Annotated in this window: 22 protein-coding genes; 16 read left to right on the top strand and 6 right to left on the bottom strand. The window is 46.0% G+C overall.

The window, feature by feature from the left end:
• Positions 1 to 212: 212 nt before the first annotated feature.
• A complete protein-coding gene (locus ACJJIV_RS10810) occupies positions 213 to 1553 on the bottom strand; it encodes an MATE family efflux transporter (RefSeq protein WP_444888964.1) in 1341 nt (446 codons plus the stop codon).
• Between the two features lie 740 nt (positions 1554 to 2293).
• On the opposite strand from ACJJIV_RS10810, the gene coxB reads away from it, so the two are divergent.
• From coxB to ACJJIV_RS10790, 4 genes are read left to right on the top strand one after another with little or no spacing between them, the layout of a single operon-like run.
• Entirely contained in the window at positions 2294 to 3439 is a 1146-nt protein-coding gene (gene coxB / locus ACJJIV_RS10805) for a cytochrome c oxidase subunit II (RefSeq protein ID WP_444883289.1), read from the top strand.
• An 18-nt stretch (positions 3440 to 3457) separates the two neighbouring features.
• The gene (gene ctaD / locus ACJJIV_RS10800) at positions 3458 to 5008 is read left to right on the top strand and encodes a cytochrome c oxidase subunit I (RefSeq protein ID WP_444883290.1); all 1551 of its coding nucleotides are present in this window, start codon (positions 3458 to 3460) and stop codon (positions 5006 to 5008) included.
• A gap of 18 nt (positions 5009 to 5026) precedes the next feature.
• Positions 5027 to 5596, top strand: coding sequence for a cytochrome c oxidase assembly protein (locus ACJJIV_RS10795; protein WP_444888963.1), 570 nt, complete (start codon positions 5027 to 5029; stop codon positions 5594 to 5596).
• Positions 5597 to 5601: 5 nt separating this feature from the next.
• Positions 5602 to 6492, top strand: coding sequence for a cytochrome c oxidase subunit 3 (locus ACJJIV_RS10790; protein WP_252084005.1), 891 nt, complete (start codon positions 5602 to 5604; stop codon positions 6490 to 6492).
• A 53-nt stretch (positions 6493 to 6545) separates the two neighbouring features.
• Here the strand turns inward: ACJJIV_RS10790 and ACJJIV_RS10785 are convergent, their stop codons facing one another.
• Positions 6546 to 6770, bottom strand: coding sequence for a DUF2909 domain-containing protein (locus tag ACJJIV_RS10785; protein ID WP_252086046.1), 225 nt, complete (start codon positions 6768 to 6770; stop codon positions 6546 to 6548).
• Positions 6771 to 6803: 33 nt separating this feature from the next.
• On the opposite strand from ACJJIV_RS10785, the gene ACJJIV_RS10780 reads away from it, so the two are divergent.
• The 8 genes from ACJJIV_RS10780 to ACJJIV_RS10745 all read left to right on the top strand — a co-directional run bounded on the left by ACJJIV_RS10780 (position 6804) and on the right by ACJJIV_RS10745 (position 13394).
• Complete coding sequence (locus tag ACJJIV_RS10780) at positions 6804 to 7538, top strand: SURF1 family protein (protein ID WP_444888962.1); 735 nt, start codon at positions 6804 to 6806, stop codon at positions 7536 to 7538.
• 10 nt (positions 7539 to 7548) lie between these two features.
• Entirely contained in the window at positions 7549 to 8190 is a 642-nt protein-coding gene (locus ACJJIV_RS10775) for a redox-active disulfide-containing membrane protein (RefSeq protein WP_444888961.1), read from the top strand.
• An 11-nt stretch (positions 8191 to 8201) separates the two neighbouring features.
• On the top strand, positions 8202 to 9308 hold the full coding sequence (locus ACJJIV_RS10770; RefSeq protein WP_444888960.1) for a COX15/CtaA family protein: 1107 nt from the start codon (positions 8202 to 8204) through the stop codon (positions 9306 to 9308).
• Between the two features lie 43 nt (positions 9309 to 9351).
• Positions 9352 to 10245: a heme o synthase gene (gene cyoE / locus ACJJIV_RS10765; RefSeq protein WP_444888959.1), complete on the top strand. Its 894-nt coding sequence runs from the start codon at positions 9352 to 9354 to the stop codon at positions 10243 to 10245.
• 3 nt (positions 10246 to 10248) lie between these two features.
• Positions 10249 to 10932: an SCO family protein gene (locus ACJJIV_RS10760; RefSeq protein WP_444888958.1), complete on the top strand. Its 684-nt coding sequence runs from the start codon at positions 10249 to 10251 to the stop codon at positions 10930 to 10932.
• A gap of 67 nt (positions 10933 to 10999) precedes the next feature.
• Positions 11000 to 11779, top strand: a complete 780-nt coding sequence (locus ACJJIV_RS10755) for a CPBP family intramembrane glutamic endopeptidase (protein WP_444888957.1) — start codon at positions 11000 to 11002, stop codon at positions 11777 to 11779.
• A gap of 110 nt (positions 11780 to 11889) precedes the next feature.
• Positions 11890 to 13086 carry a dipeptidase gene (locus ACJJIV_RS10750; protein WP_444888956.1) on the top strand — a complete coding sequence of 399 codons (1197 nt, stop codon included), beginning with the start codon at positions 11890 to 11892 and terminating at the stop codon, positions 13084 to 13086.
• A 98-nt stretch (positions 13087 to 13184) separates the two neighbouring features.
• The gene (locus ACJJIV_RS10745) at positions 13185 to 13394 is read left to right on the top strand and encodes a hypothetical protein (protein ID WP_444888955.1); all 210 of its coding nucleotides are present in this window, start codon (positions 13185 to 13187) and stop codon (positions 13392 to 13394) included.
• 411 nt (positions 13395 to 13805) lie between these two features.
• Here ACJJIV_RS10745 and ACJJIV_RS10740 read toward each other — a convergent pair whose 3' ends face one another.
• The 3 genes from ACJJIV_RS10740 to znuC all read right to left on the bottom strand — a co-directional run bounded on the left by ACJJIV_RS10740 (position 13806) and on the right by znuC (position 18266).
• Complete coding sequence (locus tag ACJJIV_RS10740; RefSeq protein WP_444888954.1) at positions 13806 to 16439, bottom strand: TonB-dependent receptor; 2634 nt, start codon at positions 16437 to 16439, stop codon at positions 13806 to 13808.
• A gap of 231 nt (positions 16440 to 16670) precedes the next feature.
• A complete protein-coding gene (gene znuB / locus ACJJIV_RS10735; RefSeq protein ID WP_444888953.1) occupies positions 16671 to 17480 on the bottom strand; it encodes a zinc ABC transporter permease subunit ZnuB in 810 nt (269 codons plus the stop codon).
• A complete protein-coding gene (gene znuC / locus ACJJIV_RS10730; protein WP_444891713.1) occupies positions 17481 to 18266 on the bottom strand; it encodes a zinc ABC transporter ATP-binding protein ZnuC in 786 nt (261 codons plus the stop codon).
• Positions 18267 to 18401: 135 nt separating this feature from the next.
• On the opposite strand from znuC, the gene ACJJIV_RS10725 reads away from it, so the two are divergent.
• Entirely contained in the window at positions 18402 to 19307 is a 906-nt protein-coding gene (locus tag ACJJIV_RS10725) for a metal ABC transporter substrate-binding protein (protein WP_444891685.1), read from the top strand.
• 88 nt (positions 19308 to 19395) lie between these two features.
• On the opposite strand, the gene ACJJIV_RS10720 is transcribed toward ACJJIV_RS10725, so the two are convergent.
• The gene (locus tag ACJJIV_RS10720) at positions 19396 to 19692 is read right to left on the bottom strand and encodes a hypothetical protein (RefSeq protein WP_444891684.1); all 297 of its coding nucleotides are present in this window, start codon (positions 19690 to 19692) and stop codon (positions 19396 to 19398) included.
• Positions 19693 to 20031: 339 nt separating this feature from the next.
• Here ACJJIV_RS10720 and polA point away from each other — a divergent pair, with 339 nt between their 5' ends.
• From polA to ACJJIV_RS10705, 3 genes are all read left to right on the top strand, one after another.
• Positions 20032 to 22770 carry a DNA polymerase I gene (polA, locus tag ACJJIV_RS10715; protein ID WP_444891683.1) on the top strand — a complete coding sequence of 913 codons (2739 nt, stop codon included), beginning with the start codon at positions 20032 to 20034 and terminating at the stop codon, positions 22768 to 22770.
• 460 nt (positions 22771 to 23230) lie between these two features.
• Positions 23231 to 23875 (top strand): dienelactone hydrolase family protein, encoded by a 645-nt coding sequence (locus tag ACJJIV_RS10710; RefSeq protein WP_444891682.1) that lies wholly within the window; start codon positions 23231 to 23233, stop codon positions 23873 to 23875.
• The gene (locus ACJJIV_RS10705) at positions 23872 to 24840 is read left to right on the top strand and encodes a ribose-phosphate diphosphokinase (protein WP_252084020.1); all 969 of its coding nucleotides are present in this window, start codon (positions 23872 to 23874) and stop codon (positions 24838 to 24840) included. The genes ACJJIV_RS10710 and ACJJIV_RS10705 overlap by 4 nt, the downstream gene beginning before the upstream one ends.
• Positions 24841 to 25011 lie beyond the last annotated feature (171 nt).

Raw genomic sequence — 25011 nt, 5'->3', positions numbered from 1 at the left:
TTATTTCCTGAAACCATGAGTTTCATAGATCAACAAAATTCCTGAAAAAATTTTTAGACATTGATCTTCTAATGGTTTTAAGTCTAATCAATTGTTGTACATCATCTCCGATATAAATTCAGTATCATACTACTCTATTCTGTATTCAGCTGAATAATTCAGCCTATTACAAGCCAGAAATCCTCTAAAACTTAATTTATAAAAGTATTAAATTATTTCTTAATCCATGTGTCGGTTACAGTGTAGTATCGAAAGTAGGCAACAAGGCCTAAAGATCGTGCGCCAATCCACAAAAAAAGACTAAACCATATGCCATGGTTTCCCCAATCTCGAGTTAACCACCAGCTTGGGAAAAAAATTAGAATAGTAGCTATAAACATAGTATTGCGCATTTGTCGGCTTCTTCCGGCGCCAATAAAAACACCATCAAGTTGGTAACTCCATACGGCTAATAGCGGCAGAGCGCAAAGCCACCAATAAACGTTATTTACTTGCTGGATCACACTAGAGAGATCTGTAAACAACTTTATTATTATTGGCTGACAAAATATCAACAATAGAGTAATAAAGAGTGCACTTCCTAAAGCCCAAGTGCCTGCTGCATTGACCATTTCCTGAAATAGTTTTTTTGATTTTTTTCCTATTGATTCACCTACTAATGCCTCAGTTGCATGGGCAAAGCCATCCAGCGCGTAAGAAGTCATCATTAATAGTTGTAATAATATTGCATTGGCTGCAAGGGTGGAGTCTCCTTGGGCGGCCCCTTGAGCAGTAAAGAATGTAAACGTTAATAACAGTAGGCAGGTGCGAATAAATAAATCTGTATTGATTTGTAGTAACTCAAACCAAGGCTTCCACTCTATCCATGGTTGAAATTGAGGGGTTTGAAGACACTTTTTTAATGCTATCCAAATTTTAGGATTAACACGCTTAAGTAAAAACAATCCCATCAGCAAGGCGAAAGTGTCGGCACAAACTGTGGCTATCGCAGCGCCTTTTGCCCCTAAACCAAGACCGAGAATAAAAAGAAAATCCAAAAGGATATTGAGTATATTTGCTGCTAGCAAAATATATAGTGGAGCCCGGCTATCCTGTCGGCCTATAAAGAAACCCAGTATGGCAAAGTTAACTAGTGCAAGAGGAGCACTTATCAGACGAATCTGTAAATAAGCCACTGCATGCGGGCTGGCTGCACTACTGGCATTCATCCAACCAACAATATTGTCTAGCAAAGGATAGGTAATAATCTGAAGTAGTATCCCTAATGCCATTGCCAATAGTATTGCTCTTAGCAACCATTCAACACCACCATCCTGACTGCGTGCAACGACACCAGTGGTGCCCATGCGAAGAAAACCGAAGGCCCAAAGCAGCATTGTCATAACACTTGCGCCAATGGCTACTCCAGAGAGGTAAACGGCCGAAGAAAGGTGACCGAGAATTGCGGTATCTACTGCCCCAAGTAAAGGAACTGAAATATTACTAAGAATCATAGGCCAGGCAAGATTCCAAACCCGACTCATGCTTCTTGAATCAATTGTTAGGTACTTCATAGGGACTACTTATGATTAATAACTGTAAGAAAAAAAACGTATCAGTTTGGAGTTTTGTCTGATGTATTTTAAGAGGGATTAGTATCGTTTTGGCGCATAAATCATCTGTTACTAAGCTGTCGATTATACCTTATTGTTCAATTTGATGATTGTTGAAGGCAGGATTGGACAGAAGGGAGCAATAAAGGAGAGCAATTTTATACAAGCAATAAAGTGGTACTGAAGTGGAGAGTCTGTGTGAATGCACAACGCAAATAATCTTTTTAATACAAATTAATCGTCCCGGGACAACAGAACTTGAGCTTATTGCAAAATAGGAGTTATATCATCAAATAATGATTAAATTTATTTGAAATTTCCTATGCAGGAAGCTGGTTTGAGCATAATTTATCGCTATAAGGCCTGATTGACTTTTCATTGACAATATGTTCCTGTTGTACCTGCAGTAGTTGCGACAAATAAAGAAACACAGGTTGTTGGTTGTACCTTCCGGGCGACGACATCTGAAGTAAAAATTTTTTTACTAAAATAACAAGTTGCACTGACGGCAGTAATGCGGGGATGTCACCTCGTCCAGTGTATGTAGTCTTGTGTTACTACAGTATGTCCAAAATTATTGAGTGGATTTAACCCTGTAACAGTACATAGACAGGGCTATTTCAGCTATCCGTGAAGGCCGGCGGCCAAAAATAAAATTCGGGTTTTCGAAGGAAACCCGCAACCACGGAGATCTGTAGGCGATGTTGAGAGGCTTTGATCGGCTGTTCGCCTTGCTGGCCGCTTCGCTATCTGTCCAATCCGTAATGGCGGAAGAGCAGGCTGTTGAGCGCTGGGGGGTCAATATGCCCAAAGGGGTGACAGAAGTTGCCCAAACGACCTATGAATTACACATGCTGATTTTCTGGATTTGTGTAGCCATTGGTGCTCTTGTATTTGGTGTCATGTTTTACAGTATGTGGCGTCATCGTAAGAGTAAGGGGTACAAGGCTGCACAGTTTCATGAAAGTACAGCTGTGGAGCTGGTGTGGACAATAATTCCCACTGTCATTTTGATTCTCATGGCTATTCCTGCGACCAAAACCCTCTATGAGATCTATGATACCGATAAAGCGGATCTTGATATCATGATTACGGGGTATCAGTGGAAGTGGAAATACGACTACATTGGTTCGGATGTTACTTTTTTCTCAAATCTCTCAACCCCACGCAGCCAAATTAATAACGAACAGCCAAAAAGCCCAAACTATCTATTGGAAGTTGATGAACCCTTGGTTGTTCCTATTAAGAAAAAAATTCGATTCTTAATTACTGCCAATGATGTGATTCATGCTTGGTGGGTACCTGACCTAGCTGTAAAAAAAGATGCTATTCCAGGTTTCATTAATGAATCCTGGACACGTATTGAAGAGCCTGGAATTTATCGTGGGCAATGTGCAGAACTCTGTGGCAAAGATCATGGATTTATGCCGATCGTGGTAAAAGCTGTTCCCCAAGAAGAGTACAACGCTTGGCTGGATGGGCGAGTAGCCTCTGCAGTAAAAATGCGCGAGCTTACGGGAAAAACTTTTACTTTTGATGAGCTTTTTGCACAAGGGGAAAAAGTCTACAACAGCATGTGTGCAGCCTGTCATCAGCCAAATGGAAAAGGGGTTCCCGGCGTATTTCCAGCGATTGCCGGATCAAAAATTGCGACAGGTCCCCTGAATACCCATCTCGATATAGTCATTGATGGATCACAGGTAAACCCTGCCATGCAAGCATTTGGAGAACAGTTATCTGAGGTGGATATAGCCGCAGTGATAACCTATCAACGCAATGCCTTTGGTAATGAAATGGGCGATACGGTTCAGCCCGTTGATATCCTTAATTTTAAGAATAAGCAGTAAGCGCTGGGGGATTTTAACATGGCACACGGACCTCAATCTGGCTTGAAACGCTGGCTATACACCACAAACCACAAAGATATTGGTACTTTGTATCTTTGGTTCAGCTTTGCAATGTTTTTCCTGGGTGGCTGTATGGCGCTCATTATACGTGCTGAGCTTTTCGAGCCTGGACTACAAATCGTACAGCCAGAATTTTTTAATCAAATGACGACCATGCATGGATTAATCATGGTCTTTGGGGCGGTAATGCCGGCATTTGTCGGGCTAGCAAACTGGATGGTACCGATGATGATCGGCGCTCCGGATATGGCATTACCACGGATGAATAATTGGAGCTTTTGGATTTTACCTTTCGGTTTTGCAATGTTGGCATCGACCTTATTTATGGAAGGGGGAGCACCTAACTTTGGTTGGACATTCTATGCCCCCTTGTCGACAGAATATGCACCACCGAGCGTCACGTTTTTTATATTTTCCATTCATATTCTGGGTGCATCTTCCATTATGGGAGCCATTAATATCATAGCGACCATTCTGAATATGCGTGCTCCAGGCATGACTTTAATGAAAATGCCGCTTTTCGTCTGGACCTGGTTGATCACTGCTTATCTTCTAATCGCAGTGATGCCAGTACTAGCTGGTGTAGTGACGATGATGCTGATGGATATCCACTTTGGTACCAGTTTCTTCAGTGCTGCAGGTGGTGGTGACCCAGTTCTATTCCAGCATGTTTTCTGGTTCTTTGGGCACCCAGAGGTATACATCATGATCTTGCCTGCCTTCGGTATTATTTCGGCGATCATTCCCACTTTTACGCGTAAACCACTATTTGGATATAGTTCCATGGTTTATGCCACAGCTGCCATTGCATTCCTCAGCATGATTGTGTGGGCTCACCATATGTTTACAGTGGGTATGCCTATAGCCGGCGAGCTGTTCTTTATGTATGCCACTATGCTGATTTCAGTACCCACGGGTGTGAAAATTTTTAATTGGGTTTCTACCATGTTTAGAGGCTCCATGACATTTGAAACTCCCATGTTGTTCGCTATAGCTTTTATTATTCTGTTTGCCATTGGCGGATTCTCAGGATTGATGTTGGCCATTGCTCCAGCGGATTTCCAGTATCATGATACCTACTTTGTAGTTGCCCATTTCCATTACGTACTGGTTCCTGGGGCTATTTTTTCCATTACGGCAGGGGTTTATTACTGGTTGCCTAAGTGGACAGGGAATATGTACAACGAAACTATGGGGAAAGTGCATTTCTGGTTAGCTTTCATCGGATTGAATTTAACCTTTTTCCCGATGCATTTTGTCGGTCTGGCGGGTATGCCCAGAAGAATTCCAGACTACGCACTACAATTCGCTGACTTTAATCAGATGGCCAGTATGGGGGCATTTCTTTTCGGTGCGGCTCAGGTGGTATTCCTCTTTAATGTGGTACGTACAGTCATGGGTGGCAAAAAAGCAACTGATAAAGTATGGGATAACCCGGAGGGGTTGGAATGGACGGTGCCATCACCGGCTCCCTATCACACCTTTAGTACCCCTCCGGTTATTCGTTAATTTCTGGTTCTTGTGCCGATGAAATTTAGCGAAAATACGAAAGTTTCTGCGAAATTGCTGGCGCTTGCCGCCAGCATGCTGGTGTTCGCCATATTCGTGATGCCACCACTTTATGATGCTTTCTGCGAGATTACTGGTTTGAATGGTAAAACTGGCAGGCGTTACGAAGCGGTCCCTGCTGCTATCGATACCAGCAGGTCTATCACCGTTCAGTTTATTGCGAGCAATAACGACAATATGCCTTGGAAGTTTTCTCCCAGTGTAATGTCGGTTGAAGTCCATCCGGGTGAGGTTATGGATACCGTTTTTATCGCTTTTAATCCTACTGGAAGGGATATGATCGGTCAGGCCATTCCCAGCTTGGTTCCTTTTAAAGCCGCGGAATACTTTCACAAAACTGAATGTTTTTGCTTCAATCAGCAAATTTTAAAAGCGGGTGAACAGGCAGAGTTGCCATTGCGATTTATCGTTGATCCCGAGATTCCTAACAGTGTAAATACCATAACCCTTTCCTACACGCTGTTCGATGTTACGGAAAGAATTTCTAAAAATATCGAAAAAAATAACGAGCCCGAGCGAGAGGGATAAAATTCATGGCTAGTGAAAGCAGTTATTATGTTCCAGAACAATCCAAGCTGCCGATATTTGCCACTATAGGTTTGTTTTTAATTGCCTTTGGTGCTGCAAATTGGATCAACGGTGGTAGCTCCTATATTTTCTTTACCGGTGCGTTGGCTTTGGCAGCAGTCTTATGGTTCTGGTTTGCAGCGGTAATCAGAGAAAATATGGCTGGTCTGAACAGTGAACAGTTAAAGAGATCTTATGTCTGGGGAATGGGATGGTTTATTTTCTCTGAGGTTATGTTTTTTGCTGCATTTTTTGGGGCCCTATACTACATAAGAAACTTCTCTGTTCCTTGGCTAGCTGGAGAAGGCGATAATGGAATATCCAACATGTTGTGGGAGGGGTTTGAGAATACTTGGCCTCTCTATGTGACTCCGGATGCAGCAGCTCATGGTGATACAGCACAATTTATAGGACCTAAAGATGTTATTGATCCGTGGCATTTACCTCTTTGGAATACAATAATTCTTTTATCTTCCAGCGTTACCGTACATTTCGCCCATGTGTTTCTTAAAAAAGGTGAGCGTGGAAAATTTAATCTGTGGCTGGGAGGAACTGTTCTACTAGGTTTCATATTTTTATATCTTCAGGCGCAAGAATACTATGAAGCCTATCAACATCTTGGACTCACTTTAGAGTCAGGTATTTATGGCACAACTTTTTTCATGTTGACGGGTTTCCATGGAGCTCATGTAACTCTGGGAACGATAATGCTTCTCATAATGTTGCTACGTTCTGTAATCGCACATCATTTCAAACCTAATGATCATTTTGGCTTTGAAGCAGCAAGCTGGTACTGGCATTTTGTAGATGTTGTCTGGGTTGGCTTATTTATTTTTGTATATGTGCTAGGTGCATAATTTATAAGTACATAGGATTCGCCTCAGGTTGAATTAACTTGAGGCGATATAAACTAATATTTATCTGTCCAGGGAGCAGTATTAGCCAAAATGCCGCTTTCGAAGCCATACCAGATGGCTAATAAAAGGAGTGCGGCAAGAGAAATCCGTATACCTAAAGCATAAAGAGTACGTTTAGACTGGGGAGCACCCATATCTCGCAGTAGAAAAAATAAAGCACTGGATAGGCTCACCAGTATCGCGAGAAAAAGAACGACTATAACGATTTTGAGCCACATATAATTATTTTCCATTATTTTATGTAGTAGCACATGACAGTAGATATACCATCAGTTTCTTCAGATAATACCAGTGTATCATTGATTCGTAACTGGTCGATCACCCTGTTTTCTTTTGGGTTTATTCCAGTTTTTGTGTTGTTGGGATTTTGGCAGCTCGGTAGAGCTGATGATAAGAGAATCATAGATTTTGAAATCAATTCAAGATTGTCATCCCAACCAGAAAATCTTCATTTAGTTACGAATTTAAAAAGGTTCCTGCCTGTAAAATTAGATGGAAATTATTCTGATGAATATTTCTTATTGGATAATCGAACTCGCACTGGAAAGGTAGGGTATGAGGTTCTTCAAGTCTTTATATCTGGTGAACAGAGATGGCTAATAAATCGAGGCTGGATTCCATTTTCAGCTAGTCGGGATGTAATGCCTGAAGTTAAATACCCTAAAGATAAGATAAAAATCAATGGGTTTTTATACCCGGTTGAAAACTTAAAATCTATAGAGACTAAAGAAAAAATAATAAATCGAAGAATACAGATTGTTAATAAAGAAATTGTTCAGAATATGACGCTCAGTAATAACAGCTGGATTGTTAGGTTAAGTGCTGACTCAAAATCAGCACTCATAACGGATTGGCAATTAGTAAATAGCAGCGTGGATAGACATATCGCTTATGCGATTCAATGGTTTGCTATGGCTGCAGCTTTATTTTTTCTTTGGATTTTTACTGCTACCAATTTTATAAAAGTAAATAAAATAAATAATTAGGGGTACGATAATGGAAGGAAGTGAAGGGTCCTCCACTCTGCAAGAAAATGGAGAAAAAAAAGCAAATTCTTCTTCAAAAAAAATACAGATATTTTCTATTGCAGCATCGGTATTTCTACCGATTGTTGCGGCTTATATAGTATTTTATACGGGAGTAGGAATACCTGATGGAACAACTAATCAAGGCGAGTTACTTCAACCACCGATTAATTTTAATGATTTAAAAATATCTTCACTTGAAGAGGAGACACAGTTAATTGGGGGGGAACACCAAAAGTGGAGATATCTCATTATAAGTCCTTCAGACTGTGGTGAGGACTGTGAAAAACTATTATATACCAGTCGCCAAGTGCATATTCGATTGGGTGAGAAAGCCAGCCGAGTTGAGAGGCTTCTTGCAACTCATCATTCCATGACTGAAGAAAAAAAAGAAAAACTACAGTTAGAACATCCTCGTCTAAAGATTTTCAGATTGAATGACAATAGCGTAAATACGCTACATGAACTGACCGACCATAAAAAAATTGATGATGTTAAAGCAATATTAATAGATCAGGAAGGATTCGCAATGATGATCTATGACAACCAACATAGTGGTAATCAACTATTGAAAGATATCAAACGCCTGTTGAAGTACTCCTATGAAAAGTAATGGAGAGTGACATGGAATCTTTAGAAAAAACGAAATTAAAGCAACCTATAAAAGAGCAATTTGGTTGGCGTTTGAAGTTAACATTGGCTGGATGTGTCTTAGCCATAATTGTTGTTACTTTAGGAGCATTTACTAGGCTTGTTGATGCTGGGTTGGGCTGCCCCGATTGGCCTGGTTGCTACGGCCATCTTACTTGGCCAGATAAAAATCATGAAATTCAAGCTGCTAACTATGCATTTCCAGATACGCCTGTAGATACTAGCAAAACTTGGCCTGAAATGGTGCATAGATACTTTGCAGGCATCCTGCTTTTATTAGTCGCTTCGCTTGTTTACATATCCTGGCGTAAACCTAAACAACGCACTTTTAAACAGATACATTTTTTGATGGCCCTGATTACTTTGCAAGCGGCTTTCGGTATGTGGACTGTCACCTTGAAGTTATGGCCTCAGGTTGTCACTGCGCACTTACTAGGAGGAATGGCAACATTATCTATGCTGTGGTTACTCGTAGAAAGAATGAGATATGACAAATTATCAGGTCAATTTAAAAATTACCGTAAGCTTCATAATCTATTACCCCTTGCCGTTTTGACTGCTATAGCAGTAGCTGTTCAGATAGCCTTGGGAGGCTGGACGAGTTCAAATTATGCTGCACTTGCCTGTCCAGACTTCCCCACGTGTCATGGAGAGTGGCTTCCTAAAGCTGATTTTAAGGAAGGGTTTAATATCCTCCAACAAATTGGGCCAAATTATTTAGGTGGTGCTTTGGAAAGTGATGCACGTACGGCTATTCACTTTATTCATCGTATCGGCGCTTTAATCGTGACCGGACTAGTCCTTAGCCTTTCATTTTTTTCCTGGAAAGCTGGTGAGTATCGTTGGGCCCTTATATTGATTGCTTTGATAGGGATGCAGGTAAGTTTGGGTGTCGCAAATGTAATTATGTTTTTACCACTATCAATTGCTGTTGCTCATAATGCCGGTGCCGCATTTCTATTATTAGGAATTTTAACTTTCTGTTATCGTATTTACTCAGCTGGCTCTATTGAAGTACGAGAAAATAATTCTAAAAAAAATAGAATTATAAAAGATTCAGAATTGGCTGCCGAGTTGTAATGATCTATGTCTTATCAAGGAAGAATTAGAGAAGAAGAATATTATGGCTATACAAACTGCTAAATTGAGCTTCACTAACTGGCGTGATTATTATGAACTGACCAAACCCAGAGTAGTCATGCTGATGATTCTTACATCTCTGATTGGTATGTTGTTAGCTGTTCCAGGAATGGTTTCGTTAGAAATTTTAATATTGGGTAATTTAGGTATTGCCCTTTGCGCTGGTAGCGCTGCAGCGATTAATCATCTGGTTGATCGTTACATTGATACAAAAATGGCGCGTACTAGCAATCGCCCAGTCGCAAGAGGAAGGGTTGAGCCACGCAAGGCCATACTATTTTCTCTGTTGCTGGGGGTTCTTGGTATGGCAGTGTTAATGGTATTTGTGAATGTCTTAACTGCTTGGTTAACACTGATATCTCTGATTGGTTACGCTGTTATTTACACTATGTTTTTAAAGCATGCCACACCTCAGAATATTGTCATTGGCGGACTCGCTGGTGCATCACCGCCACTACTCGGCTGGACAGCGGTAACTAATGAAATTCATCCACATGCCCTGTTACTGGTACTGATCATATTTGCTTGGACACCTCCGCACTTTTGGGCATTAGCAGTACATAGGAAAGAGGATTACGCCAGAGCAAAAGTTCCTATGCTTCCAGTTACTCACGGTGTGCCATACACAAATCTGCATATTTTACTTTATACATTTATTTTATTTGCAGTTAGCTTACTTCCTTTTGCGACTGCAATGTTAGGTTGGTTATATCTTCTTGGGGCGGTGGTGCTAGGTCTTGGATTTATATATTGGAGTTTGGTAATGCTACGGGGTCGAGACCCCAATGCGGGAATTGAAACCTTTAAGTATTCTATTATTTATCTAATGGCTTTATTTTGCATTATGTTGTTGGATCACTATTTAATATCGGTGTAAAAAATGACTAATATTCATAAGATGGCTGAGCCTAAATTCATACAACGCCAAAAGCGTGGTGTTCGTATAACGATTACTGTTTTACTGATGTTTATTGTGGCAGTTTTGGTTGGCTTTGTTCATAAGTTAAGTCAGCCACGGATATTAAGTCATTCTGAGCTTCGCATAAATGGTGCCGTGAAATTACAGCGAGCAAGAATTTTAGATAATTTTCAGTTAATCGCCGATACAGGCAGTGCATTCGAAACAAAAAATTTGAAAGGCCAATGGACTTTCATATTCTTTGGATTTACCCATTGTCCCGATGTTTGCCCTACAACTCTGTCGAGTCTCAATAGTTTCTATAAACTCCTTGATGAAGATATTCGTGCAGATACCGATGTTATTTTAGTTTCGGTTGATCCTGCCAGAGATAAACCACTGATCTTACATGATTATGTTCGATATTTTAATAATGATTTTCTCGGTGTTACTGGCAATTTCATAGAAATAAAGCGTTTTGCTAGTCAACTTAATGTTCCTTTTAATAAAGTTATTCTAGAAAATAATGATTATACGATGGATCATGGTTCTCAAGTTGTATTAATAAATCCCCTTGGACATTACCATGCTTTCTTTAGAGCTCCACTAGATCCGGCAAAAATGAAATTAACCTACCGTTCAATTCGTGCCACTTTTAATGGTTAATTTACATATTGGTGTATTCTCATAAATTATTCTTTGACCTGTGTATGCTTAGATGTAAGGAAGTAAAGTGCAGTTGAAAAGCCTTGACAAGGTTCACACAACGGATGTTTCTAAAGTTCCTTGGAGTGCACCACTTATATTATCCTTATGTATTATTCCTTTTGGCTGGGCTGGCTTTCTTGCACCTCTTACCTGGATCGCTTTAACCACACTTGAAATATGCCGAGGGTGGAGTCGTGCGGCTTTATATTTTGTTTGTATTGCCCTTATGCTGTTGGCCGGCTTTAATATCATTCCTGGTAGTGAGCGAATTCAAATTTTAACTCCCTACTCTGATAGTGCAGGGAATTTGATATATGCAAGTTTCAATAGTGGTAAAGCATTAGTTGCTATTGGCTTGCTCGCTTTTATGCTTCGTCAAAAACAAATCGTACGACCTATCGATTTATTTTTTTTAATAATTACTATTGCTATTCCCATCGCTATTGGATTGGTTTTGTATGGTCCTTCGGTAAAAATATCTAATACAATATTAATAGCAGCAGTTATCAATCTTTTAGTCGTATGTATTAGTGAGGAAGGATTTTTTCGCTGGGTGTTACAAAGAGGATTAGAAGAATCCCTTGCTGAGTGGCGATGGCTTTCTGTTCCAATAGTCACAGTTATTTTTACCATGCTTCATGTTGGGTGGTCTGCAGATACTTTAGCAATTATTCTACTTGGTTTAGCCTCTTTTTGTTATGCAATTCTCTGGTATTTACGTAGAAATTTTTGGCTTTGTGTGATGGCTCACTGGGCGGTCAATGTATTTCATATGTTATTACTCCCTTATCCTCTTCCGGCTTAAAACTGAAAAGTGATAATAATCTAACCAAGATATACGTTGAAGCGTACTGATAATTTTCAAGTTTTTACCGCAGATCTTATTCACGTTTACTATTTGATTGGGAGATTCTTATGAAAAAATGCTTGGCTTTTATTTTGATATTCTTGTCGGCTTGTGCTGAGTGGAATGTTGAAAATCACCATTCACTTGCGAAAAAACTTGTACTGGAAAATATGTTAGTGGATGGTCATATAGATGTTCCATATAGGTTGTCGAAAGAAAATGTTGATGTTGGTTCCAGCGTAGAAGGTGGAGACTTTGATTATCATAGGGCCATCAAAGGTGGTTTAAACGCTCCTTTTATGTCGATCTACATTCCTGCCGAAAAGGAAATTGATGGAACTGCTAAGGATTATGCAGACCAGCTGATTACTAATGTCGAGACATTGGTAGAAATGCATCCAGAAAAATTTGCGATTCCTAAATCTTTAAAAGAATTAAAAGCTCAAGTTGAGCAGGGTAAAATTTCACTGCCTCTGGGCATGGAAAATGGTGCAGGTGTCGACGGAAGCTTAGATAATTTAAGGCATTTTTATAACCGCGGGGTTCGGTATATTACCCTAACCCACTCTAAGAGTAATCATATCTCGGATTCTTCCTATGATGAGTCAAGGCCGTGGAAAGGATTGAGTGAGTTTGGTAAGGATCTAGTGAGAGGGATGAATGCACTAGGTATTATGATTGATGTGTCCCATATTTCTGATGAGGCCTTTTGGCAGGTAATGGAAATTTCATCAGTTCCTGTAATCGCCTCACATTCCTCAGCGAGACATTTCACCCCAGGTTTTGAACGCAATATGAGTGATGCAATGATAACTGCGCTTGCAAAGCAGGGAGGGTTGATTATGGTCAATTTTGGCTCAACATTTATTAGTGCTAAATCTAGAGATTCCTATAACTCAATTAGTCGGCTGACTGAAAAATATATTAAAGAAAATAACTTAGATATACATAGTCCGGAAGTTGAAAAATATACGGAAACGTTACATCAGGATATGTTTGTCTATGCCGATTTAAGTGATGTACTTGATCACTTTGATCATATTCGCGATTTAGTTGGTGTTGACCATATTGGAATAGGTTCAGATTTTGATGGTGTTGGTGACAGTTTACCTGTTGGGCTAAAAGATGTTTCAGAATATCCAAACCTTGTCTTTGGTTTACTTGAACGAGGTTATAATGAAGAAGACATCAAAAAGATCCTCGGGGGTAATCTACTGAGAATCTGGCAAAGTAATGAAGAGCATGCGACTTCACAAAGGCACTGATTTAGACATTGGCCTCAAGTTGGTGAGCTATGCTTTTAGCAATTTTATAAATTTTACTGTCGAACCTGAACACAGGTCTTTTGAAGAGATTAATTTGTATGTTTCATCGGCTGAGGAAAGCAAGGCTTTTTCTTGGTTGGTTTGGTCTTTTAATTGCTATGCCATTTTTTCTTTGGGGATTGGCAAGTGTGCTAAATATTGTTCCATCAATGATTCAATATTTTGGAATTCAAGGGATAGGTATTCCCGCGATGATTACAATATCAGGGCTGTTATTAGCTGCGGTAGGGTTTTGGGACTATGATTAAATTTGGCGGTTAAATCAATGTTGAAGGCATCTGATTTCTTTATTTTATTGGCTGTTCTTATCTCATTTTTTTTATCTGGGTACTTATGGTTTAACGGCTATAAGGAACAGGGTATTTTTACTGCCTTATGGGTGCCCAGTATTTTAAGTTTTGGCATCTACTTTAAAGTATCAGCCCTTCTGGCAAGAAGATAAAGGCTATGTCAGATACATTAATTTTGATAATAGGAATTGGCGTATCTATCTGTATATTAATAGGGGTAGGACTGACTATCTATGAATTCCATAAGGCGGGTTATGAGCCAGTTAGAGATCGATCGAAGAAGAATAAGTCTATTAAATAATTTCGAAAAATCTATAAGATAAAAAGGGAAGCCAATGGCTTCCCTTTTTGTTTGCGAAAGCCCTTTGATTAGAAGCTATAAGTCATTTTTCCGTAGATAAAGCGTCCGCGAGGGTCGTGCTGAGATTGTACATAGCCATAAAGATCGCCATCTTGATTGCCAATTGCGAAAGGTGGCTCTTCGTCGAAGACATTGTCGGCGCCGAGACTTAAAACCATATTTTCAAAGCCGGTATATCGAGCCTGTATACCTAAAGTGAGGAATGAATCCACTGTGCGATAAGCATTATCACCATAATCGAGGTTTCCATAGATATTTGGGGTATCCTCAAATTCACCGATATAGCTGAGCAAGGCACTTATACCGAAGGTATCAAAGTTCCAATCAGCTGTGGCATTCCAACGGTGCTGTGGATACTCGTATTTCCCTGCTAAATCATGGGTCATAAGTGCATCACCGTTTAAGTTGAGTTCCACACGCTCAAACTCAGTTAAATAGGAATAATCCAAACGTAGGTTTAACTCTCCACTGACTAGTTCCAACCCACTGTATACAGCGCTAAGGTCGACACCAGACACGTCTTGTTCGCCAATATTGGTGTAGCTACTAAGCAGGGATTGCAGCTGTCCTAAAGATTGGCCTGCAAGTGGTTCATTGCGTCGGCAGACGGTGCTGTCTTGATCGTTACAATGAAGACTATAGATGCCGGTATATGGAATGTCATCGATCTTTCCTTCCTGGGTGATATTCCAGTAGTCGAGGGAAAGACGCAGATTCTCAATAGGCTCGTAAACGGCACCTATGTTGAAGGACTCTGATTCCTCTGCCTCTAAGTCCGGGTTTTGAGAGTAGATAATTGTGTAATCGAGCTTAGTGCAATCCTCACTAGGTATACCATTGGCTTCACAGCCATAATAGTCTGTCAAAAATTTTGATTCTTGTGAGTCACCAAGACCTATCTGCGCAAGAGATGGCGCACGAAAACCGGTACCCCAAGAGGCGCGTAAGGATAATTGCTCAGTGGCAGTCCACAATAGCTTGGCCATGGGATTAGTGGTGCTGCCAAAGTCGCTGTAATCATCGTAGCGGGCCGCCAGTGTGAGGTCGAACCTAGCGGGAAGGGGGATGGCTACTTCGACATAAGCCGAGGAAATATCACGGCTGGCGCTGGCTGATACAGACTCAGTACCAAAAATGAGGCCACGTTGGAATTGATCGTCGGGGATATCGGAGGCCTTTTCCTCACGATATTCCAAGCCAGCAGCCATAGCAATGGTGCCATTGGAGGTATCAAATAAATCGCCATTGATTGAGAAATTGTAGCTTGTCAGATCAGACTTACCTTTACGAACCAGATTGGTGGTGATGGCATCAATCACAGAGTCCGGATTTTGTACGCCGCCAAAGGGGTTGTAATTGCCGGCATTAATCTGTTCTTGCAGTAGGTCGGTGCGTACCCAGCCTTGGGATTTACTCCCGGTTTGTTCTGATTCGCTCCGTGAGCGCTGAATGGATGTCTCCCAATCCCAATCGGCGATAGAACCCCGCAAGCCGAAAACACCACGTAGGTTATCGGTTTCTATATCCCATTGGCGTGCCCCAGCATCTACAGTGCGGTAAAAGGCGATATCGACATCTTCGCCAAAGGGGTTGTTGGGGTGGTCGGCCAGTACATAGAGCCCTGCATCAGCATCTAGGGGTGTTGGGGCACCCTGGGCTACAGAAGTATTATGTTGCACAGCGATCTCGCTGAAAAACTCTATCTCCTCATTTAACTGCTTATGACCAAGCATAATTAACCCGGTGCGTTCCGCTTCGGGAGTAAGTAGGGTCCAGGGGCCGTAATCGTAAGCACATACATTGCCAGTACGGGTTTCTTTTATGCGATCTTCTGGACAGTTAGGATCTTCTACTGTTTTAGTGGCGCCTGGAAGGATGAAACTTCCCGGAAAACCGCGAGCTGAACGAAGGTCCAGGCCTCCATTACCGGACTGGTTGGCGGTACCTAAACCGCTACGTTCGGTGCTTGCTAGGCGGCTATTTTTATGATGATCAAAAATAACAGTGAAATTGGAGTTTTCCCCATTGATGCCCCAAACAGCCGAGAAAGACTGCTCGTCATAGCCATCTGCACTGCCGTAATCCATAGAAACTTCAGTGCCTTCGAAGTCTTTGCGCAGTACCAGGTTGACCACACCGGCTACCGCATCGGAGCCGTAAATTGCGGAGGCACCATCCTTCAAAACTTCCACACGTTCAACAGCGGCCAACGGAACACTGTTGATATCCACGAAGTTGGTGGTTACCCCCTCGGCAAAGGAACTGATAGCAACACGGCGGCCATTAACCAATACCAGCGTGGCATCAGCCCCCATACCACGCAAACTCACCGCAGCAGCACCGTTGGCGGTGGAATCCTGGTTGTTGCCGCGGGTGGAGAAGGTGCCGTTACCGGCGGCGGGGTTTTTCTCAAACAGTTGCTGTAGGTTGGTATAACCGGATTTCTCGATGCTTTCGCGGTCCATTACCTGGATCGGGGTAGCATTTTCAAATTCAGAGTTGCGGCTGATTCGGGAGCCGACAACGGTGACCTCTTCAATAGCACCTTCCTCGGCGGCGAAGAGAGCCTGCGGGGTTGTTGAAGCGGCCGCGGCCAAAATGGCAGAGGCCAACACATTGCGACGGAGAGTGAATTTTTCCATGTTTATTGCTCAACTTTTTTATTGTCATAGTCCATGACTGGCCCAAATTGGCTGGTCGTCGAGCAACACTAGCAATGGCGGAAAACTGAAACAATTAGCTCAGAGCTGGGCAAAGACCCTGTGGATAAATGGGTGAAGTAAGTCGCTTTTTTTGGATGAAATAAACGCCAAAACTACTAAAGGCAGTGTATTAGAAGCTGTGGCAGCGCTTAAAGACTGTCAAAAGGAACGCTAGTAATTATGAAGTGGACGTAGTTGGCTACAGAGAAAAAACACAGCCGCTGCCAGGACAATAGAGGGCCCGGCTGGCGTGTCCCATAAAATAGAGGCGAGCAAGCCGAGCACTACGGCGAGGCAGCCGATCAGGGATGCCAGCAGCGCCATTTGCTCTGGAGTGCGGGAGAGCCTGCGTGCTGCAGCAGCGGGAATAATCAGCAAGGCGGTGATCAGCAACACACCAACCACTTTCATGGCAATGGCAATTAGCAGGGCTAGCATCAGCATTAGCGCCATACGTATTCTCTCTACCGGCACACCTTCCACCGAGGCCAGCTCCTCGTGCAGAGTGAAGGCTAATAATTTTTCCCATAGCCAATAAAGCAGAGCGAGGATGCCCACGGCAGTAACAGACATCAGCACCAAATCTTGGCTGCCTACGGCGAGTAAGTCGCCGAGTAACAGGGAGAGTAGGTCCACCTTAATTTCGAACAGGCTGACGGTCACGATTCCGAGAGCGAGCATCGAGTGGGAGAGAATCCCCAATAGAGTATCCACGGCTAACTTCTGCCTGCGCTGCAGGTACACCAGTAGAATTGCCAGCAAACAGCAGGTTGCGCCAACGGCGAGGGTGGGCATGATGTGTAGTACAAAGCCGAGGGTGACACCGAGCAAGGCTGAGTGTGCCAGTGTGTCACCGAAGTAAGCCATGCGCCGCCAGACGGCAAAACAGCCCAGTGGGCCGCTAACTAATGCGACTAGCAGACCGGCACCCAGGGCATACCAGAGAAATTGGCTGTGCAGTAATTCGCCGAATTCGACCACTTAATATTGCTCTCTATTTTTGCCGTTCGACTTTGTACCAGAGTGATTGCACTCTCCGGCAATATCGCCACTCAGTTTGTGCTGATGGTTATGCTGGTGGGTATAGGGAGCCACGGTATCGCCAAAGAGCGCCAGGTAGGCGGGATCTTTGCTCACCTGTTCCGGGTGTCCGTGACAGCAGATGTGTTGATTGAGACACAGCACCCTGTCGGTGGCGGCCATCACCAGATGTAAATCGTGCGACACCAGCAACACCCCGCAGCCCAGCTCATCGCGAAGGGTGGCTATCAATTGATACAACTCACTCTGCCCGCCAACATCGACGCCCTGGGTGGGCTCATCCAGCACCAGTAATTGCGGTTTGCGGGAGGCGGCGCGTGCGAGTAGTACTCTCTGCATCTCCCCGCCAGAGAGGTTTGCTAGGCTGGCTTGTAACAGTTGCTCGGCACCCACCCTATCCAGTGCGGCCTGCGCTTGAGTGGTCTTTATTCCCGGTTGGCCTATTTGTAGGAAACGCTGCACGGACATGGGCATAGAGTTGTCTATGTGTAAACGCTGGGGCATATAACCGATTCGCAAGCCCGGTTGGCGCCAGACGGTGCCAGATGTGGGTTTGGTCAGCCCCAGTAGTAGTCGCAGCAGGGTGGTCTTGCCGGCGCCATTGGGGCCGATCAGGGTGACAATCTCCCCCCGAGTCAACTCCACGGAGATGTCCCGGAGTAATTGCCGGCCGGCGAGTTGTAGCGCGACGCGATCGGCGGTAATTAGCGGCGGGGAAGGGTTCAGGACAAAATCTCCGGGGCGGGTGTGAAAAACTGTATGTTTGTGGCTTTCAAGCGAGGACTCAAAAAGAGAGCCTGTTGCCAGTTGGGCTGGCGGCGTGAAGCCGGTTGTGATTATATCGCAGTTTTTCTTCGCCAAATGTCTCCGATGTCTCCCTCTTCGCGTGTTTTCTCCTTTTCTGCCCTGATGTTGTTCTGCCTCAGCCTGCTGGCCTGTGGTAAATCTCAGCCCATTGAGCGCACAGAGCTGGTGGTGAGCGTGCGCCCGCTGGCACTGATCGCACGGGAAATTGCCGGTGATAACCTGCCGGTGAAAATATTAATCCAGGGGGTCGATCCCCACCATTACGCCCCCAGTGTTGCGGAGCGGGCACGTCTGGAGCGCGCCTTATTGATGATTTGGCTGGGGCCGCAGATGGAGGGGCTGCTGGCCGGGCAGGTGAATTCGCTACCCGAGGAAAGGCAATTGCAATTATTGGGCGCAACTGAATTTGAGTACCAGGGGGCCAATGCAGCCGATCCCCACCTGTGGCTGCGTCCGCGCAATGCGGCATTGGCTGGGGCCCTGATCGCTGAGCGCCTGGCACAATTGCAGCCGCAACAGGCTGAGCTGTATCGCAGTCGCGCCCGCGACTTTTCCCAATCTATGGCCAGCCTTCAGAAAGTGCTGGACAGGGCCCTATGGGCCTACCGCGATGTACCTATAGTGGTGACCCATGATGCTTATGGACATTTCTTTGGCTCCGCTGGGGTGAATACCCGTGCTCTAAGCAATGGAAGCGGTAGCGGTAGCGGTCGTGGTGCACGCGCTATGTTAAACCTCAGTGGGATGGGGCGAGGTTGCCTGTTTGGAGAAGTCCCAGAAAATACTAGGGACCGGCAAGTGGCAGAGCATTTGGGACTGGAATATGTCGCTCTGGACCCCCTCGGCGAACAGCTGGGGCCCGATGCCAGCTATCGCGACTTGATCGAGTCACTGTTGGTACAAGCGCGCAGCTGTCTTAGTGAGATACCCGACAGCGGTGTAGATGAAGCAGAGGAGTAAACTGGGCCCCAGGCAATGTGGGAAAAAAAAGATGGCCCGACAGTAGAGGCGCGGGCCATACCTTGGAACCATACCTTATTAGAGCCGCTTAACCGGCATTACCGGATTTATTTTTGAATTGCAGAAGTTTTTCTGCGCGCGCTGAATCTCGCTCGGCCTTGCGCTGCATCTTTTCCAGTTGACGCATCTGGCGTTGAAATAACGCTTCACTCTGTTCCCTGGTGGCTTCTTCCAGCATCAGCTCGTGACTTGGTATCTGTGGATAATCTGCTGTAGCAGAGACCGTTTGCTGGGACTTTTCCGTTTGGCAGGCAGATACCGCGGCTACTGGCGTTGCTAGAAATGAGGCGGTAAATAGCAGTGCGGCGTACATCACTCCTCTCATAATAAGAATCCTTCCTGTACATCTGTGGGTAACTTTTTTGCGGAAATAAAAGGCCCCGTGCCGCCTGTGGGCGGCCATTGGCATTTGTTTCCGGGGAGTTGGCGATTAATGAAAGTCGCTACCGGCAAGACTAGACAAGCCTGAGCATTTGGTGAGATTGCTGCGTCGATTGTTAGTAACCCAGCGTCGAGATGAGTTGGCTTTGCCGCAGGGGCTGTGGTGGCGGTAAATGTTCTGCCTGGTGCTAGCGAGCGGAAAAACTGTGCAAAGGGGGGTATCCTATCGGCCAATCCAGCGCCGCGAGCGCCCGACAGGACAAATAACAGAATCCCGAGATTTATGAGTAAACAAAGCACCCCTGCCGCCCCGCTGATCCTGGTGGATGGCTCCTCCTATCTGTACCGCGCCTTTCACGCTCTTCCGCCGTTGACCACCAGCCAGGGCAAACCCACCGGCGCCGTGCGTGGTGTGATCAGCATGCTGCGCCGCCACTTGAAGGAGCATCCGCAAAGCCCAGTGGTAGTGGTGTTTGATGCGAAGGGAAAAACCTTCCGCGATGAGATGTTTGCCGAATACAAGTCCCATCGCCCTCCCATGCCGGACGACCTGCGCGAGCAAATTCAGCCGATCCACGACATTATCGATGCCATGGGGCTACCGCGCCTGGTGGTAGATGGGGTCGAGGCGGACGATGTGATCGGCACCCTGGCCCTGGAAGCCCAGCGTAAGGGCCAGGAAGTGATTATCTCCACCGGTGATAAAGACATGGCGCAATTGGTGCGCCCCGGCGTCACTCTGGTCAATACCATGTCCAACACGGAGATGGATAGCGAAGGGGTTGTGAATAAGTTCGGCGTTGGGCCGGAGTTGATTATCGACTTCCTCGCCTTGATGGGGGATAAATCCGACAATATTCCCGGTGTCCCCGGAGTAGGGGAAAAGACGGCGCTGGCGCTGCTGCAAAATCTCGGCAGCCTCGAAAATATCTACGCAGACCTGGACGCCATTGCACCGTTGGGATTCCGCGGCGCCAAGACTCTCGGCAAGAAAATGGCAGAACACCGCGAGGCGGCAGAACTCTCCTACAAATTGGCCACCATCAAGACCGATGTGGAGATGCCTTATCACCCACAGGATCTTCATAATGCGGATCCCAATACCGATGCCTTGATAGAGCTGTTCACCCAAAATGAATTTCGCGGCTGGCTGGAAGAGCTGACCAGTGAAGAGTCTGAAGAGGCCATGGCTGAGGCGGTTGAGCGGGATTATGTCATCGTTACCGAGATGACTGAATTCGACGCCTGGCTTGAACAGCTCAAGGCATCTGAGATCTTTGCTTTCGATACCGAGACCACCAGCCTTAACTATATGCAGGCAAAACTAGTGGGGGTGTCTTTCGCAGTCGAGCCCTATCGAGCCGCTTATGTGCCTCTGGCCCACGACTATATGGGCGCACCTGAGCAACTGCCCTTCGATGAGATTCTCGCCAAGCTGAAACCTCTGTTGGAAGACGAAAAGCAGAAAAAGGTGGGGCAAAACCTTAAATACGACAGTCATATCCTGGCCAACTACGGCATTGAGCTGCGTGGTATCGCACGGGATACGATGTTGGAGTCTTATGTACTGGACAGCACCGGCAGCCGCCACGATATGGACAGCCTGGCACTAAAATACCTGGGCGAGCACACAGTTCATTTCGAGGATATCGCCGGTAAAGGCGCCAAACAGCTTACCTTCAACCAGATCGAGCTGGATAAAGCCGGTCCCTATGCTGCTGAAGATGCGGATATCACTTTGCGTCTGCACAATGAGTTGAGCGCACGCCTACAGAGGGAGCCGACGCTGCAGAAGGTACTCGATGAAATCGAGATGCCACTGCTGCCGGTACTCGCACTTATGGAGCGTAACGGTGCCTATATCGATGCGAAAATGCTCGCCGAGCAGAGTGCCGAACTCGAACAGAAGATGCGCGCGTTGGAGCAAAAGGCCTATGAGGTGGCCGGTGAGGAATTCAACCTGGGTTCCACCAAGCAGCTGGGAGTCATTCTGTTTGAGAAACTGCAGATCCCGGTGATTAAGAAAACCCCCAAGGGGGCGCCATCCACTGCCGAAGCGGTACTGCAGGAACTGGCCCACAATCACGAGCTGCCAGCGCTGATCATGCAGTATCGCGGTCTGGCCAAATTGAAGAATACCTATACCGACAAGCTGCCGAAAATGATCGACCCCAGCAGCGGACGGGTGCATACCTCTTACCACCAGGCGGTGGCGGCCACCGGTCGACTGTCCTCCAGTGACCCCAACTTACAGAACATTCCCATCCGCACTGAGGAAGGGCGTCGTATCCGCCGTGCCTTTACTGCGGACCCGCGCATTAATGGCGGTAGTGAAATTATTGCGGCGGACTATTCACAAATTGAGCTGCGCATCATGGCGCACTTGTCTGGGGACAAGGGCTTAGTGGATGCCTTCGCCCACGGAGCCGACATTCACCGCGCCACTGCTGCAGAGGTCTTTGAAGTGGCGCTGGATGAAGTTAGTGATGAACAGCGCCGCCGTGCCAAAGCCATCAACTTTGGCCTGATCTACGGTATGTCAGCGTTTGGCTTGGCCAAGCAATTGGATATCCCACGCGCCGATGCGCAGACTTATATCGACCGCTATTTCGAACGCTATCCCGGTGTGTTGCGCTATATGGAGGATACCCGCAAGCAGGCGGCGGAAAAGGGCTACGTAGAGACCCTGTTTGGTCGTCGCTTGTATCTGCTGGAGATCAACTCGCGCAACGGCATGCAACGCCAGGCGGCCGAGCGTACCGCGATCAATGCGCCGATGCAGGGCACCGCCGCAGATATTATCAAGCGCGCCATGATAGCCGTGGATGCCTGGCTGAAAGAGCAGCAGCTGTCGACAAAACTGATTATGCAGGTACACGATGAACTGGTACTCGAAGTGCCTAAGGATGAGGTTGAGACAGTGGCCAGTGGTGTACAGGAGATTATGCAGGGCGCTGCCCAATTGCATGTGCCTTTGATTGTGGATCTGGGGCGCGGCAAGAGCTGGGATGAAGCGCATTGAGTTTCTCAATTTAAGCGACTGGTTCATCCATTAAGTAAAAGAGCCAGTTCAATGAGATACGCCGGTACAAGATGGCTTAATAGGCGTCTTTTTGATGAAAAAAGTGCCAATAAGTGTGTTTAAGTCGGCGTTTTTGCATTCTTTGCGCGAAATCGTGGAACTGTTCCGGCGACATCCCCTCTAAAAAGGCAAGATCGTTGGAATGCGTCATCATCCCCCAAGGAAGTCAGATGTTTGCCCCGGAACTCCCCCAAGTCCGGGGCATTTTTTTGCCTTCAAATTAAACCCTTCTACAGCTCTCGCTTTTTCATGGATTAAGCGACACAAGTAATTCCCGCAGGCCCGCTGGCGTTCATCTGGTCTAGTCTGAGCACTACAAAGATTTCATTCGTTTGCCATAACGTCTGGGCGGCTAGGATTATTAACTGCCCTTGTCCCCTGGTTACCGAGAGGGCCATCAATGCAGAACAAAACTATAGCGTTGGCAGCGGAGCACAAAACTCTCCAGGCTTCTCTCACGCTGCCCCAGGAGGCGCGTGCGCTGGTGATCTTTGCCCATGGCAGTGGTAGTAACCGCAACAGTCCGCGCAATATCGCCGTGGCTCGACGTCTGAACGATGATGGATTTGCCACACTTTTATTTGATCTGCTCAGCAAAGAGGAAACCCGTGCAGATGAGGCCACCAGCGAATACCGCTTTGATATCGACCTGAGTGCCCGGCGTCTGGTGGAAGTGATCGATTGGGCCGCACATGGGGAAACTACCCGGACTCTGCACATCGGACTATTCGGCGCCAGCACTGGGGCTGCGGCAGCGTTGATTGCCGCCGCCGAGCGTCCGTCCCTGGTGGGTGCGGTGGTTTCACGGGGCGGCAGACCGGACCTGGCCGGTTCCGATCTCCCCCTAGTTAAGGCGCCCACGCTGTTGTTGGTAGGCGGTGATGACAAGCAGGTGCTGGAATTAAATAAAGAGGCCCTAAATCATATGGTCAATGAGCCCCGCTTGCACTTGATATCCCACGCCGGTCATTTATTTGAGGAACCCGGTGCCATGGATGAAGTAGTGCGCATGACCGAGCGCTGGTTTCGTGCGAGTTTACTATGAGTAGACTGAAACTATTTAGCCTGGATGCCGGCGCCGATTTTGCTGGTCGTGTGGCTGCAGCCCTGGGTGAACCACTAGCTCGCCACGAAGAGCGATGCTTTGCCGATGGTGAGCATAAAGTGCGTCCATTGGATGATGTCGAGGGGGCGGATGTCTTCCTGGTGCAATCCCTATACAGGGACCATTGCAGTAGTGTCGATGAAAAACTGCTGCGTTGTTTGTTCTTCATTGGCGCACTGCGCGATGCAGGGGCGGCACGTATTACCGCAGTAATGCCCTACCTTTGCTACGGACGCAAAGACCGCCGCACCAAATTACACGATCCACTGCCGACTCGCTATCTGGCCAGCTTGTTTGAGGCCGTGGGGACTCAGGTGGTCGTGACTCTCGATGCCCACAACCTGGCTGCGTTCGAGAATGCTTTTCGCTGCCGCACCTTACATTTGCTGTCGGAATCGCTGTTACTGGAGTTTGCGCTGAGTCAGCTGTTGGCGGAGCCGCGACCACTATCGGTTTTATCGCCGGATGAGGGCGGTATAAAGCGCGCGGAGGCCTTGCGCGAGGCCCTGAGTGAGCGTCTGGGGCGCCCAGTAGGTTGCGCTTTCGTCGAGAAGTATCGCAGTGGAGAAAAAATCAGCGGGGGCACCTTGGTGGGGGAAGTGCAGGGGGCGGTCGTGTTGGTTGTGGATGATCTTATCGCTAGTGGTGCAACGCTCTGTCGGGCGGTGGAAGCTGCCCATGGAGGCGGGGCGCAGCGTATCCTGGCACTGGCCAGCCACGGCCAATTTAGTGGCGATGCTTTCTCAAACTTGTCACAACTACCCTTGGAGGCGGTGGCAGTGACCAACTCTTTACCCCAGTTAAATTTGCCACAGAGTTTCCATCTACTCGACTGCGCCCCATTGATGGCGGAAGCGATTCGGCGCCTGCATGATTGTGGTCCGGTGAGTGAGCTTACACTTTAATTTTTTCAGTAAATTAGTCTTATCGACAAAGTAACTCTCTGCTTCACATCTGTCTTACGCAATTTTGGCGCATAAATACTCCTCTGGAATCCGTTCCATCCCTATCACGCGTTATTTTTTCCGCCCCTGAGCCGCATTTACATTTATTTACTTAAGCAATGGGAACAAATG

The sequence above is a fragment of the Microbulbifer mixtoriginis (SeqCode) genome, assembly GCF_052466765.1.
The sequence above is the reverse complement of the archived record's forward strand: the minus strand, read 5'-3'. Positions and strand labels throughout refer to the sequence as shown.